Consider the following 14,489-nt stretch of genomic DNA (forward strand, 5'->3'; position numbering starts at 1 on the left):
CCTCACGCCGACCAGTGCCGGGCGCCTACCAGGCGCCGCAGCCAGGCGCCCGTGCGAGCGGTGTTGGTGAACTGCCCCCAGAACTCGGGAGGCTCCTCCACGAAGAGAGGCTCGAGCTGGCGCGCGACCTCCGCATAGGCCTGAGGGTAGGAGAGGCGGTTGAGATCCCCCAGCGTGGGCCGCTCCCCCGCGCGCAACAACAGGCCCTCGCCCACGGGGGCCACCGTCACGGATTCCTGCCAGCGAACGCGCTGAAGCGCGGCGAGCTCGAACTCCCGCTCCCCGGCGACTCGGGCACTCACCAGCGTCAGCCAGTTGCTCCCGGGCAGCGCGGAAGGGGTGTACGCCGCCAGCTCCTCGGCGTCCTGGATGTCCAGGCCCAGGTAGCGCTGGGCCCATAGGTAGAATTGGTTGAAGGCCGTCTTCTGGTGGAGCACGTTCCAGCGCGCCACATAGCCGCCCACCAGCGAGTGCAGCGGCCCCAGCTTGCCCAGCGCGATGGCCAGCGCCAGCAACTCCTCCGGCGGATGCGCCTGGGGCAACGTCAGCTCCAGCACCGCCGAGCGCGCGTCCCGCCGCGGATCGATCTCCGTATAGGAGAAGCCCACCGAGGGACAGTTGGGTACGTCCGCGAGCCGGAAGAACATGAAGTGGCGCGGGCGCTCCTGAACGAGGATGCGCGAGCTAAGCCCCTGGCGCAGCCCCTGGAGCGTCTTCGGCCCGGCCGCCTGCCACTGCGTCATGACGGACGTGGTGTAGTACCGAAGCTGTCCCCCTACGGAGGCCTGGAGCATCAGATCCAGGGCGCGCTGGGCGCCCTCGCGAGCCCAGAATTCCGGCTCGGCCAGATACGCGGTGAGTCCGAGCGCGACGCGGATGACAGGCGCATCCTCTCGCGCGTCGATCATCGTGTCGATGAAGGGCTCGGACATAAGAGGGCCCCGACCGGGAGGTCAGGTGTGGTTCCCGAGCCCGGGGCTGCCCGTCATGATGAAGCTCTTGCCGCCAACCTGGCAGTTGGGACACCCCACGATGGCCGATGCGTTCTTCAGGTTCACGCCCGTGAGGATGTCCTTCGTCGGCTTGGAGGGAGGCAACTGCCCCACTCCCCCGACGTTCCCCTGGATGCCGCTGAAGACGGAGTCCGTGTTGGGCACCTCACCGCCCTTGTGCTTCACCTTGGGCACGGGCTTCTTGTCGATCTTGCTCGTGTCCGTGGTGATGGGGAACGGAGTGGGGATGCCCTGGGGGCCGGCGGGCGGCGGCGGCGCGGGGATGAGGCACACGTTGGGCGCCAGGGGCACGAACTTGAGCGGCTGCTTGCAGGTGGCAGCCTCCATCTTGGTCGTCGTCAGGCTCATGGTGGGCTCCGCTAGTTGAGGCTGATCATGCGCGCGAGCATCTTCGCGACCTCGCGAGCGCGGGTGAGCACGCGGGTGCCATAGAGTTCGACCTCCGAGCCCTTCACCCGCATGAAGGCCGAGGACGTCTGAAGCGTGGCGCCCAGGCGCGCGTGCAGGGAGAAGCGCTCCACCACCGCGTCCACCACTCCCTGGCGATCCACACGCAGGCTGCGTGACGTCTGCACCACCCCCACCACCGAGGGCGTCCCGGAATTCTCGACGAGCACCCGCGCGCCCTCCTCGAGCGCCTGACGCATCAGCGCGGGATCCACGGAAGCGTCCAGCGGGAGCACCTGCTCCTGAGTCCCGATGCGGACCCGCCAGCCGCCGGACTCTTCGGCCACCACGGTGGCGAGCAGCACCGCGCCCGCGGGCAGAGGGGCAGACGCCTTCTTCCTCGCGGCGGCGGGACGGCGGGCGTGACGCAGGGCTGGCTTCATGGGCTCTTCCTTGGGTGGGGGAAAACGGAATTCAAAGTGGAACCTCCTGGTGCTCCAGCCATGCCGTTGCTCGCGGGCTCAGCTGATATCGCCCAACGACTTGCTCTTCCGGTCCGTCAACACGAAATCCTTGCCCACGCCTCGGAAGCGTTGGCCGTCCGCGGTGCTGGCAATGACATCCCTGCAACAGATGAGGAGTTGCTGGCCCGCTTCGAGGCCCGTCGCCCAGAGATTCGGCTTGATGCACTCGAGTTGACTCCCGGTGCCCACACGCTTGAACAGCCCTGCCTGCCCGGCCGCGACCCAGAGTTCCTTGTTCCACTTCGCCACACCCAGCAGCGGCTTGGGAGCAGGCCCAGGAGCTTGCCCGATCTTTCCCCACCCGTGCGCACTGCCCTCCAGCAGCGAGCCAGCACCGCCGGTGGCATAAATCTCGTCAGGCCCTGCCACGAAGACGCTGTTGAGGACCTCGTCAGTTGGAACTGGGAAGCGCTTCCACGCCTGTCCATCCCAGCGGGCCACCCCTCCCCCCGCACCCACCGCGTACAACAGATCCTCCTCCAGCCCGTGAATGGCTCGCACCTCGAAATCCGGCGCGCTCATCTCGTTCCAGTTCTTGCCGTCGTACCGGTAGAGGTGATGCGTGCCTTCGTACGTCGTCCCCCACGCCAAAACATACCCGTCACGCAACCCCCAGACGCCATTGAGGGGTATCCCCAGCTTCACCTTGGTGAACGGAGCGTTCCGGTCCCCCACCAGATCGTGATGAAAGTGCACTTGAGCGTCCGTGGAACTGCTGACGAACGCAGCCCCAGAGGGCGAGCGCCACAGGCGGGTCAGCCAGCCTGTCGATCCCAGGCGTGCCCCTATGGTCGTCTGATCTCCGCCACCGAGTTGATGGGTAACGACCCAGCACTCGGACTCGAAGGGCTTGTAGCCGCGCTCCGCATCGTAGCGCTGGCAAAGATAGTAGCAATTGCTGCACGCCAGCCCGCTCGCACTGTAGTTAGCGATTTCGATTTCCATGGCACGACCTCATCCGACATCGCCCAGCGCCTTGCCCTTCCGCTTCTGCAGCACGTAGTTCTTACCCGAGCCCCGGAAGCGCTGGCCGTCCGCAGTGCTGACGATCACATCCTTGCAACAGATGAGGAGTTGCTGGCCCACTTCGAGGCCTGTTGCCCAGAGATTCGGCTTGATGCACTCGAGTTGATTCCCGGTGCCTACACGCTTGAACAGGCCCGCCTGCCCCGCCGCGACCCAGAGTTCCTTGTTCCACTTCGCTACACCCAGCAGCGGCTTGGGCCCAGGCCCGGGTGCCTCTCCGATCTTCCCCCAGCCGTGCGCACTGCCCTCCAGCAACGAGCCAGACCCGCCGGTGGCATAGATCTCGTCTGGCCCTGCCACGAAGACACTGTTGAGGACCTCGTTCGTTGGGACCGGGAAGCGCTTCCATGCCTGTCCATCCCAGCGGGCCACCCCTCCTCCCACGCCCACCGCGTACAACAGATCCTCGGCCAGCCCGTGAATGGCTCGCACCTCGAAGTCCGGCGCGCTCATCTCGTTCCAGTTCTTGCCGTCATATCGGTAGAGGTGGTGCGTGCCTTCGTACGTCGTCCCCCACGCCAACACGTACTCGTCACGCAACCCCCACACGCCATTGAGGGGTACACCCAGCTTCATCTTCGTGAAAGGAGCGCTTCGGTTCCCATCCAGATCGGGATGGAAGAACACCAGTGCGTCCGTGGAACTGCTGACGAACGCGGCCCCAGAGGGCGAGCGCCACAGGCGGGTCAGCCAGCCTGTCGATCCCAGCCGCGCGCCCATGTCGGTCGTGTCGCCTGCGGCGGGTTGATGAGTGACGACCCAGCACTCAGACTCGAAGGGCTTGTAGCCGCGCTCCGCGTCGTAGCGCTGACAGAGGTAGTAACAAGCGTCGAACGACGGACCACTCGCACTGTAGTTGGCGGTTTCGATTTCCATGTTCTCGATATCGTTGATGCTGGGGGTCAGAACTCGCCGTTGCCACCGTTGTTGTCGAGGCTCGTGTCGTCGCCTACGTTGCTATCAGGCACGCGTCCCTGCATGGGCGGATACGTTCCATCCTTCGTCTTGTGCTGGTTGTAGAGCCAGTTGGACTGGTACTCAAGGCAGTCCTTCTCCGTGGGGCGACCGGGATCCTTCTGTTTCTGAAGCTTGTCGTGCGCCCCTATCCCCTCGAGTTCTTTCTGTCGGTCGGTGACCTTCTGCTTGACCGCCTCGTCGACCTTCTCGCGCCGATCCTTGGGCAGGTCCGTATAGCCCTTCGCCTTCGGCGTCCCTGGCGGCCGGGTCTTGTTGTACTCCTTGAGTTGCTTCTTGCACTCGTCCGATTGTCCCGCGACGGAGTGCTTGTTGATCACGTCGTTGCGCATCTCGTCCAGTGACTGCTTCCACGCATCCGAGATGCACTCGATGGCCTTCTGCACATCCTCCGGGCTGGGGCTCTTCGTCGATGGCGCATTCGGAGTGCCAGCATCCGCCGACCCGGAGGCCCCTGCGGCCGACGACGCATTATCCTGGCTCTTCAACTTGGCGGCGTGCTCATCCTTGGCTTGATCCGAGCGCTGCCCCTCGTGCTGACGCTCAGGGGTGAGCTTGCCCAGGTCCTTGTCGAAGGGCGCATTGGGATCGTTGCCCTTCTGGCGGCTCATGGCACCTCCGGCGGCCACGGCCGCGGTGCCCTTCACGCCCTCCTGGATCGTGGGCTCGGGGACAACGGTGATGCCCTGCTTCGCCAGGTGCTGGGCGAACTGGGACTCGCGGTTGGTGATCTCGTAGTGAATGGTCCCCGGGTTGTTGGCGCGCCCCAGGTGATCCATGCAGAAGGCCTTGCTGTCCTGGTAGCCGTAGGTGCCCGAGTTGCCGTCCGTCGGAGGAATGTTCGAGCACGCGTCATTGCGGTGCTGCTGGTAGAAGGCATTCTGGGAGATGTGCCCGGACTGGGAGTTGGCCAGCATCCACTTCTCCACCCCCAGTTCCTTGTAGGCCGCATCGCTCTCGATGCACATGCACAGGCTGCTCGGGTCGCCGCCGGCGGGGCAGTTCGGCTCGTGCGGCCGCTTCTTGTCTCCCTCCTGTTGGGACTCCTTGATGCGCTGTTCCCGGTACTTCTTGCGCTCCTGGCCCTGCGCGTTGGCGCGCATGCTGTACGAGCCGAAGTTGTCCGGGTTGATGCCACAGGCGATGAGCGCGGCTTTGCACGCGGCGGACCACAGCGCGCCCGCGCCTCCCTTGAGCCAGGTTCCCGGAGTCTGTGCGACCGTCGTCACTTCCTACCTGCCTATGTCCCCAATGCGTTCTCGTCCAACTCGATCGAACTGCCCTCGATGGTCAGCGCGGCGCCTCCCTCCACGAAGATGCCGCCCGACTTCACCACGACCTTGGTGCTTCCACAGGTGAGCGTGATGGTGCCCTTGCCCTTCAGCTTGAGCTGCGACGCGCTCACCAGCACCGGACCGTCCGCGCTGATGCTGTGGCCGCCGGAGATGCGCTGCTTCTGCGTCCCGGCGATGTTGACCGCCACCGCCGCCTTGGCGTCGATGGCGAGCGACTCCTTGGCATTCACCATGTAGACGCCCACCGTCTCCAGCTTGGAGCCCCCGGTGGTCTCGGCCTTGCCGCCGCCGATGAGCTCCACGCGCGCGGCCCCCACCGTCTCCGTGGCCGTGCCGCCTACCGCGAAGGAGATGCCCTTCAGCGAGTTGATGGCGGCCAGTCCACCCACCGACTCCTTCACCGAGCCGTTCACCACGGTGTGCCAGATGCCGCTGCCTCCCGCCGTGGCTCCGGCAGGTCCCTCGGGAGCCGCATCCCCGCCGCCACCACCGCCTCCGCCGCCAGCGTCCGCCGAGCCCCCGTCGTCCCAACTGCCCGAGGCGCCACCGCCCCCACCGCTCCCACCCCCAGCGGGGGACGCCATGCCGCTGCCGGCGGCGAGCCTGGCCACCCCAGCCGCGATCTGGCCCGCCTCGCGAGCGCCCTCCACGTTCGACAGGGTGCCCGCCGCCTCCGCGAGCGCGGCGATCTTCGGGTCTCCTCCCTTGAGCAAGGCCGCCGCGGGACCCGCGAACTGCGCCGCTTCACCGAGCGCGGCGCGTGCCCCTGCCAGCACCGGGAGGATGGGGCCCAGCAATGCCTGCTGCGCCGCACCGAGCGCCTGGGCCGCCATTCCCTCCGCCGCCTGCACCGCCGCCTCCTTGATGGTGTCCAGCACGGCCTGCACGGGGCTGCCCACCTGGATCATCTCCATGCCCCCCACCTGGAGGGTGAAGCCTCCGGCCACCTCCTCCGTGGCGCTGCCCGTCACCTTCACGTCCCGCATGGCGCCCACGCTGGTGTCGTTCGCGCCCCCGACATTGACGTCCTGGTTGGAGCTGACGGCCACCTGCTCGTTGCCGCCCACGCTCCCTTCGCGCTTGCCATTCACCACGTGAGACAGGTCGTGGCCCACGTTCAGCAGCTTGTTGTTCGCCGCCTTCACGGAGATGTCGTACTGGCCCTGGATGGTGACGCTCTCGGCGCCCGCCGTGTCATCGAAGATGACCTCGTTCACGCCGCCTCCTCCCGGTGAGGAGATGGAGCTGTGCCCCGTCTGGGTCTTGCCCCCGGGAAGCTCGACAGGCGGCGGGAAGAAGGCGTTCCACACCTTGCCCAGGCACACCGGCCGGTCCGGGTCTCCATCCTCGAACTCGACCAGCACCTCCCAGCCCACCCGGGGGATCATCAGCGCGCCCGTGGTGTGGGCCTGCGTCACGCGCACCCAGCACGAAGTGCGCTCGTCGTACTGCCCCTCGCGATCCCAGGGGAACTGCAGCTTCACCCGGCCGTGGGCGTCACAGTGGATCTCCTCGCCCGACGGTCCGGTGACGCGAGCCGTCTGAGGCCCCACCACCCTCGGCCGCGGAGTGAGCCGCGCGGGCCGGAAGAGCTGTTCGGAGGGAACGGCCTCGAAGTCCATCTGGAAGAGCCAGGGGCCGGCGTCCACCAGGGGCCGATCGGCGGCGGTCTCCTCATCGAATCGGAGGTAGAAGCTGACCGCCGTGACGAAATACTCAGCGCTGGCGGCCGGGTGCTCCACCAGTTGGAAGCGCCGCCCTGGCTCCATGAACAGCGCATCCGTGCGGCCACGCGCCACCACCCTCGAGGAGCGCTGCTCCTCCAGCCGCACCTGGGCCCTGCGCTTGCCTTCCGCATTGGCTCGGAACCCGCCGGGGTACTCGTACCACTCGCGGCTCACCGCCTCCCGAGCCTCGGCGCTCGCGAGCAACGAGGTGCTCGGCCGCGTCATGTCATAGTCGTTGACCGTGGCCTTGGAGGGACGAAGCCGCGTCTCGACATGGAAGTCCCATACCTGGGGCACCGGCGCATCGGACCGAGGAGCGAAGGTAAACTCCAGCTCCTCCGTCGACAGCAGATCCACGCTGCTGCTGTCGTCCTCGAAGAGCATGCGCGCGCCGTCCGCCATGTGGCTGAAGGCGAAGCAGATGCCCTCGTCTTCCAGCAGCCGGCAGACGAAGTCCCACTCCGTCTCATCGTACTGCACGCAGTAGTCGCGCTTGGGATAGGAGCCCGTCACCCCTCGCCAGTCGAAGAGTTCCTTGTCCAGCCCCGCATCCTGGCAGACCTGCTCGACGATCTGCCGCGTGGTCTTCTGCTGGAAGATGCGAAAGCCGTGGCGGTTCGACAGGACGAGGTACGGCTCGGGGACGATGAAGGCCCGGTAACGAGCGTGGGAGTCCACCACCCGCTGTGCCATGGCCGCCACTTCCAGTTCCTCGACGACGCCGCCCACGAAGCGCTCGCCCACCTGAGGAGACTCCAGCCTCAGGAGCACCCGGGCTCCCGGCGCGGAATCCACGTCCACGTCCTGCCCGGAGAAGTCCACCTCGAACCGGTAGGGCCGAGACACCTCCTCGCGCCCGCGCACCGCATGCACGGCGAGGGGCCCCTCATGCCCGTCGAGGAGAAAGCTGGAGCTCAGGAAGTTCTTGTCGCTCACGTTCGCTCCTCTCTCGTGGCCTCAGTTGCTCTCATGACCGATGGTCGAGCCCAGCTTCTTCACGCCCTCGAGCTTCACATCCGAGGACTTGATCCGGACTCCCGTGGGAGTGACTTCGAGCACCGAACCGCCCACGCGCAACACCACCTTGCTCTCTCCGGTGATGTTGATGTTGTTCGCCTTGACGCTGAGGCCTCCTCCCGCGGAGAGCGCCAGTGCCGCGCCCGCCTTGTCGGTCCGGTCTCCGCCACACTTCACCGTCTCCGCCGCGGCGTTCATCACGTAGGCCGTGCCACAAGAGACCGCCACCGTCTTGGCCTTCACCATCTTCAGGGCTCCCACCGTCTCCACGCGCGTGGGGCCACAGGTGGTCGAGCGGCTCTTGGCGCAGACCTCCAGCCAGGCCGCTCCCACGCTCGTCTTCACGCCGCCCACCACCTTGCGATCGTAGCCAGCGATTCCGGTGAGGGACTGCAAGCCTCCCACGCTGCGATTGAGAGCGCCTTGTGTGTTCTCCGACAGGTCTCCTCCCACCGTCAGCTTGCGTGCCGCTCCCACCGTGACCGTCGAGCTTCCGCCGACCGCCTCCGAGAGGTCTGCCCCCACGCTCAGGCTCTGGTTGGCCCCGACCTGGAGCGTGCGATCGGAGGTGATCTGCTCCGTGAGGTTGGCGCCCACGCTGAAGGTGCGGTTGCCGCTCACCTGAGCCGCCTCGTCCACGAGCACGCGCATCGAGGCGTCATGCTCCACCGAGACGGTGAGGTCGTGCGAGGCATTGAGAAAGATCTCCTCGGCCCCTGCTGCATCCTCGAAGCGCAGCTCGTTGGCTCCCGGGCCCCCATCCGTCGTGGCTGTCTGCAAGGAGCTCAGCGTGGCGTGATCCGGCAGCGCGTAGGGGGGCTGCGCCTCGCCGTTATAGAGGTGGCCGGTGACGAGGGGCCGGTCCCACGTTCCCAACTCATGATCCACCAGAACCTCGAAGCCCACGCGGGGGATGATCATCGATCCCCCCAGGGCGACCTGCCCTACGCGGAGCCAGGGCGAGCTGCGGTCATCCTGGATGCCCGAGCGATCCCAGGGGAAGCGCACGCGCACTTCGCCATGCTCGTTGCCGTGCAGCTCCTGACCCGAGGGGCCTGTGACGAAGGCCACCTGCACCCCGGGCGTGCGCGGCTCGGGCGGCAGCGGAGGGCGGAAGGGCGTGTCGTGGGGAATGGCGCGGAAGGAGTTCTCGTAGGTCTGCTCGAAGGTCCCGGGCTCTCCCTGGAGAAGCCCGCCGCGGTGCACCACGGAGAGCAGCAACATCTGTCCATTGAGTTCGAGCCGGAGATGTCCCTCCATGGCCACGGTGCGCCCCGGCTCCAGGAAGGGGCAGTCCGTCGTCCCCTCGCGGAGGTGGGTGTCCACCTGGAGCCGCTCCACGGCTCGTTTCGCCAGCCGCTTGCCCTCCGCCAGCTCCTCGAAGCCGCCCGGGTGCAGGTACACCTCTCGCCCACGTGAGCCCTCGGCCTTCTCCGTATGGCTGAGGTTCACGGTGGGCCGCCGCGGATCATAGTCGCGCACCATCACCGAGTCCGAGGCCGCGGCGCGCCGCTCCTGGATCCGCAGCACGGTGTCCTCCGCAGTGGAGGTGCTCGCGCGATCCATGAGGACAAGCTCTCCCTCCACGGGGGCCAGGCCATCGGAGCCGTCGAAGAAGACGAACTTCTCCGCATCCACGTCATTGCGTACCACGAAGGCAATACCCTCGCGTGCCAGCAAACGCCGGAGGAAGGCCCAATCGCTCTCGTTGTACTGCGTGAGCGCGTCGTACTTGGGGTAGGAGGACTCCAGCGGCCAGGACTGAGCGTCCTTGGGGATACCCGCCTGCGCGAGCACTTCCTTGACGACTTCGGGGACGGTCTGGTTCTGGAAGAGGCGGACCTCCTGCCCCAGCTCCAGCAGGTGCAGCCGCGCACCGACCTCGAGCCGCAATCGGAAGTGGTCCGGCTGAAAGGCCTCCATGCGGGTGCCGAGAATGACGCCATGGAAGGCGCGGTCCGGCAGACCGTTGCCGAAGGAGATCCCCAACCGCACCGGCTTGCCGGGGAGCTCGGTGGCATCCAGCGCCTCCTCGGACTCCAGCTCCACCCAGCCACGGCTCCCTTCGGAGAGGCCTTCCTCCAGCTCGAAGCGGACGACGCGGTGCGAGAGCACCTCTTCGCCGTCGATGGCCAGCGTGAACCTCAGGTTCCTTCCGTCACCCATGTTCGTGCCCCGGCCCTCTCACTTGTATTTGATGTTGCCCTTGAGCTTGAGCTGAGCCCCATCCCCACCAACCTTGTCTCCCTTGAGCTTCATGGAGCCAGGGGTGGCGCTCAGCTTCCCGCCCGCCGTCAGGGTCGCCCCGCCGACGTTGATCGTCACGCTGCTGCCCGAGATGTTGAAGTCGCCATCACAGTGGATGACCATCGGCCCTCCGGACGTGACGGCCAGGGCCGCTTCGGCAGCCATGGAGATGCTCTTGCCCGTCTTGATGTTCACCACCCCGGCGGTGAGCGCCTTGTTCAGGCCGATGTTCTCCGCCTTCGACTTGGCGATGATCTCCAGCTTCGCGCCGAGAACCGTCTCCGTCTTGTCGCCCGCCACCGCCTCCACGATGGGCCCCACGGAGTTGAGGCTCAGCGCTCCGCCTACCTGCGTGGAGAGGTCGGCGTTGAACGTCTCCGACACCTTCTCGGCGAGCACGTTCTTCAACCCGCCAATGTCCTCGGCGCGCGTGCCCTTCACGGTGATGGAGTGCATGCCGCCCACGCCCCACTGATCCACCGCCCCCACGTTCACCGTCTTCGCGCCGGCCGTGTCCCCCGCCCACGCGCCCGTGACGCTGGAGCTCTGGTTGCCTCCCACGGAGATCTGCTCGGTGGCGCCGATGCTCACGGAGCAGTCGGAGCCCACCTGCACCGCCTCGTCCACGGCGATCTGCTCGGAGAGGTTGTGGCCCGCCGTGAGCGACAGATCCTTCTGGGCGTGGAGGAAGAACTCCATCCCCCCCGACGCGTCATTCATGCGCAGCTCGTTCGTTCCCCCGCCTCCTGGCGTCGTCGAGGATTGCAGCGAGCTCTGCGTGAGGTTGTCCGGCAGCGCGTACGGAGGCAGGTTGTCCGCGTTGTAGAGCTTCTGGAGAACCAGGGGCCGATCTGGATCCCCGTAGAGGAACCCCACCTCCACCTCCCAGCCCACGCGCGGGAGGATCTGGCTGCTGGCGGTGTTCTGCTGCTGGACGCGCAGCCAACATGAGGACTTGTCGTCCGTGGGGCCCTCGCGATCCCAGTAGAAGTGGACCTTCACCCGGCCGAAGGAGTCGACGTGGATCTCCTCACCGGGCGGGCCGGTGACCACCGCCAGCTCCTTGCCCGGCACCCGGGGCCTGGGTATCACGCGTGGAGGCCGGAATTCCACGTCGCTGGGAATGGCGGCGAAGCTGGCGCGGTAGCGGCCCGACGCGTCCGCCACCGTCCCCGCGGCGGCATCCTCGAAGAGGTGGCTCACCTCCAGCAGCAGGTACTCCCGATTGATGGGAGCAGGCTCCGCGTCGAAGAGCAGGAAACGGCGCCCGGGCGCGAGCCTCAGGCTGGGAGTCCGGCCCTTCAGGACGCGCTGACGGGAGCGCGCGGCGGTCAGACGATCCTCGGCGCGACGCTTGCCTGCCGCCGTGCTGGTGAACCCTGCCGGGAACGCATAGAGCTCGAGGGCTCCCGCGCCCTGGGCACCTACCGAGGCCTCCGCGGGCTGCTGGGGCGTGCGCCAGTTCCAGTCACGCACCTTGACCGCGTCCGGAACCAACCGGGACGCATAGGTGACATGCGTGACGACTTCGCGGCGACTCTCCCGTTCGTCCCAGGGAACGAAGCTCAACCCCGGCGCGCCCTCGATGGCCTCGTGGACAGCGGGCGAGTCCGCCAGGTGCAGGATGTGACCCGACTCCGTGTGCTCGAACCAGAAGAAGATGCCCTCGTCCTCCAACTGCCGCAGCACGAACGCCAGCTCACTCTCGCGCCACTGGGTGCAGTACTCGCGCACGGGCCCTTCGGGCACACTCCAGGCCACGTCCTCTCGCGGAATGCCAGCCCCCTCGAAGATCTCCTGGAGGATCTGCACCAGGTTCTTGTCCTGGAAGATGCGGGTGCGGACGCGGTGGACGAGCCCTTGAAGACGCGGCATCAGCCGCAGGCGATAGGCGAAGAGATCCCCCCGGCGTTCCAGGTACTCGGCCTTCTCGACCAGGCCATGGAACACCCGCTGGGAGCCATCGTCCGCGGCGACGATGGCGGCGCCCTCCGTCCCCACCATGGCCGCGAGATCCAGATCGGGCTCCGCGCAGACCCACTCGATGTCGGCCACGAAGAGGCGCGACAGCCCCTCCTCGACGTGCAGGCGCGAGACCTGCGCCTCCACGGGAACTTGCGAATGGGAGAGCACGGCCTTCACTCGCATGCGAAGCAGCCTCCACCGCCCAGGCATGTATCAACCTGCCTGGGGAGCGGCAGCTTAGCAGTGCGGAAGACAGGCTTAGCAGCAACAAACACTGCCGCTCAGAACCGTTTCATTCGTGGCACTTCACTCGATCGCCAGTGCTCTCGATTCTCCAGAATCTTGAACGCGGGCTGCACGGGAGACACGGGTCCTGAAGGAGACACCTTGGGATTCCCCCAAATAAGTCACCTGGGGACATCGGTAACCTCATAATGAATGTCATGAGAAAACAGCTTCTTGGCGTACTCGGCTCCCTTCTGCTCGTGGCGGCTTGCGCTGGCCCTGCCGCAGGCAGCTCCGACCGCCCCAACAGCGCTCAATCCATGCAGAACGGCCAGCAGCTTCAGCCGAAGGATCCTCACGACTTCGTGGGGGATCCGACCGTCGGCGCCTCGCCACCCAAGGAGACCCGCGAGAAGCCGGCCTGTCGCCTGCAGTGCGGTCCCCAGACGCACTGCGATGCCTCTGGCTTCGTCGAGCGCTGCGTCCCCGACGAAGAGCCCAAGCCCTCGAACTGACGAGCCCCGCCTGGCCCGTCAGAGCGGGGACTCACTCCAGCAGCCCGGACCCCTGGTCCACCTGGAGCACCTGCCGCCACGCCTCGAGTTTCTCCGGAGAAGTGAGCCACAGCTGCTCTCCGGTGAACGCCTCCTGGAAGCCCAGGTTCGCCCCCGAGAGCAACTCCTGCACGCCGTCGGCCTTCAGCACGCCGCCGCGGAGATAGGAGTTCCCCTGCAGGACCATCCCCGGACGGAAGGACTCGCGCCCCAGCCGGAGCAGGAGTGGCTGCGAGCCTGCGCGCAGGATGTTGTCCTTCACGGTGAGCCCACTTACGGTCTGGCCATCGGCCGCCAGCATCATCGCGTAGCTGTCCGTGCGCCCGATCGTGTTGCCCACCACCGTCACGTTCCGGGCGCTCGCGATGCGGATGCCCTGGCCATTACCTTCGGGGAAGTTGTGGATGTCCTCGATGGCGTTGCCCTCCACCCACACGTCCTCGGTGGACGAGCTGTCCACCACGGAGACGCCTCGTCCCGCCCGGGAGATGAGGTTGCCCTGGATGGAGACCCCGCTCGCGGCCTCGTGGATGACCACTGCCTCGCCCGCCGATGAGCCCGGCGCGCGGATGTCCGTGTTCGGGAAGTCCGACAGGATGTTGCTTCGCACGGTGACGGCGTTGCACCGTTTGATGTCCACCCCGTTCTCCCCCTCGTCGTGAAGCGTGTTGCTCACGATGAGTAGGGTCTCCGCGGGAGCCGTCCCCGCCTGGCACTGAATCGAATCCCCCGAGTTGTGATGGATGTCGTTCTCGCGGATGACGATGTTCCGCGATGGACCCACCACGGCCACGCCGTGCGAGTCCTCTCCCTCCCGGATGAAGTGGTGCAAGGCGTTGTGCTGGAGGGTGATGTCCTGCCCGCCCTCCACGAGCACGCCCGCGCCGGCCGTTCCGCCGTGCACATCACTGTCGATCAGAGCCGCCTGGCTGGCACCGGCCTCAAAGGCAAGGGCGATCATCGGAGCGCCGCCGATGTCGATCTCGAAGTTCTCCACGCGCCAGCTACCGCGCACGCGGATGAGGGTGCTCCGGCTCTTGTCCCCCGGAACGAGCGTGGGCCGAGGCTGGCCCTCTCCCTTCAGGAGGATGGAGGCAGCGCCCGAACCCCGCGACCCCAGGACGAGCTGCTCCGCGTACACACCGGGCTGCACCCGGATGGCATCGCCTGGCCTGGCGAGCGCCACGGCCCGTCCAATGGTGCGCAGTGGGGACTCGCGTGTTCCCTTCCCCGCATCCGAGCCCTTGGGACTCACATACCAGCTCTGCCCCTCAGGCTCCGGAGGCAGTGGCCTCTCGGGAGGAACCTCCACCCGCTGCGGAAACTCCACGTCTTCGGAGGAGCGCCGTTCCGTCTGTGTTGCAGATCCACAGGCATTCAAGAGCAGACATGTGAGCACTCCGCATGCGCCGCTGAGAGGGTGTTGAGGCAAGGCATTCAGGCAAGGCGGCCCAGCATCAGTCGGATCATCCCCAGGTAGACGAAGGCTTCGGACGACTCCTCTTTTCGCTCGTAGTCTCTGGCCAGGCGTCGT

11 protein-coding genes are annotated in these 14,489 nt (G+C 66.8%); 1 reads left to right on the forward strand and 10 read right to left on the reverse strand.

The window, feature by feature from the left end; translation table 11 throughout:
• Positions 1 to 2 precede the first annotated feature (2 nt).
• The 9 genes from KY501_RS48765 to KY501_RS48805 form a co-directional block, all read right to left on the reverse strand.
• Entirely contained in the window at positions 3 to 932 is a 930-nt protein-coding gene (locus KY501_RS48765) for a type VI immunity family protein (RefSeq protein ID WP_224372271.1), read from the reverse strand.
• A gap of 21 nt (positions 933 to 953) precedes the next feature.
• Positions 954 to 1,361: a PAAR-like domain-containing protein gene (locus KY501_RS48770; RefSeq protein WP_224372272.1), complete on the reverse strand. Its 408-nt coding sequence runs from the start codon at positions 1,359 to 1,361 to the stop codon at positions 954 to 956.
• Between the two features lie 11 nt (positions 1,362 to 1,372).
• Positions 1,373 to 1,843: a hypothetical protein gene (locus KY501_RS48775; RefSeq protein WP_224372273.1), complete on the reverse strand. Its 471-nt coding sequence runs from the start codon at positions 1,841 to 1,843 to the stop codon at positions 1,373 to 1,375.
• Positions 1,844 to 1,921: 78 nt separating this feature from the next.
• Positions 1,922 to 2,869, reverse strand: coding sequence for a hypothetical protein (locus KY501_RS48780; protein WP_224372274.1), 948 nt, complete (start codon positions 2,867 to 2,869; stop codon positions 1,922 to 1,924).
• Positions 2,870 to 2,878: 9 nt separating this feature from the next.
• Positions 2,879 to 3,826, reverse strand: a complete 948-nt coding sequence (locus KY501_RS48785; RefSeq protein WP_224372275.1) for a hypothetical protein — start codon at positions 3,824 to 3,826, stop codon at positions 2,879 to 2,881.
• Between the two features lie 26 nt (positions 3,827 to 3,852).
• Positions 3,853 to 5,154: a hypothetical protein gene (locus tag KY501_RS48790; RefSeq protein WP_224372276.1), complete on the reverse strand. Its 1,302-nt coding sequence runs from the start codon at positions 5,152 to 5,154 to the stop codon at positions 3,853 to 3,855.
• Positions 5,155 to 5,165: 11 nt separating this feature from the next.
• Complete coding sequence (locus KY501_RS48795; protein ID WP_224372277.1) at positions 5,166 to 7,883, reverse strand: type VI secretion system Vgr family protein; 2,718 nt, start codon at positions 7,881 to 7,883, stop codon at positions 5,166 to 5,168.
• Positions 7,884 to 7,904: 21 nt separating this feature from the next.
• Complete coding sequence (locus tag KY501_RS48800; protein WP_224372278.1) at positions 7,905 to 10,130, reverse strand: type VI secretion system Vgr family protein; 2,226 nt, start codon at positions 10,128 to 10,130, stop codon at positions 7,905 to 7,907.
• An 18-nt stretch (positions 10,131 to 10,148) separates the two neighbouring features.
• The gene (locus KY501_RS48805; protein ID WP_224372279.1) at positions 10,149 to 12,359 is read right to left on the reverse strand and encodes a type VI secretion system Vgr family protein; all 2,211 of its coding nucleotides are present in this window, start codon (positions 12,357 to 12,359) and stop codon (positions 10,149 to 10,151) included.
• 260 nt (positions 12,360 to 12,619) lie between these two features.
• Between KY501_RS48805 and KY501_RS48810 the strand changes: the two genes are divergently transcribed.
• Positions 12,620 to 12,916, forward strand: coding sequence for a hypothetical protein (locus KY501_RS48810; RefSeq protein ID WP_224372280.1), 297 nt, complete (start codon positions 12,620 to 12,622; stop codon positions 12,914 to 12,916).
• Between the two features lie 31 nt (positions 12,917 to 12,947).
• On the opposite strand, the gene KY501_RS48815 is transcribed toward KY501_RS48810, so the two are convergent.
• Positions 12,948 to 14,210 (reverse strand): right-handed parallel beta-helix repeat-containing protein, encoded by a 1,263-nt coding sequence (locus KY501_RS48815; RefSeq protein ID WP_224372281.1) that lies wholly within the window; start codon positions 14,208 to 14,210, stop codon positions 12,948 to 12,950.
• Positions 14,211 to 14,489: the final 279 nt, after the last annotated feature.

Origin of the sequence: Hyalangium versicolor (genome assembly GCF_020103695.1) — a bacterium.
Lineage (GTDB): Bacteria > Myxococcota > Myxococcia > Myxococcales > Myxococcaceae > Hyalangium > Hyalangium versicolor.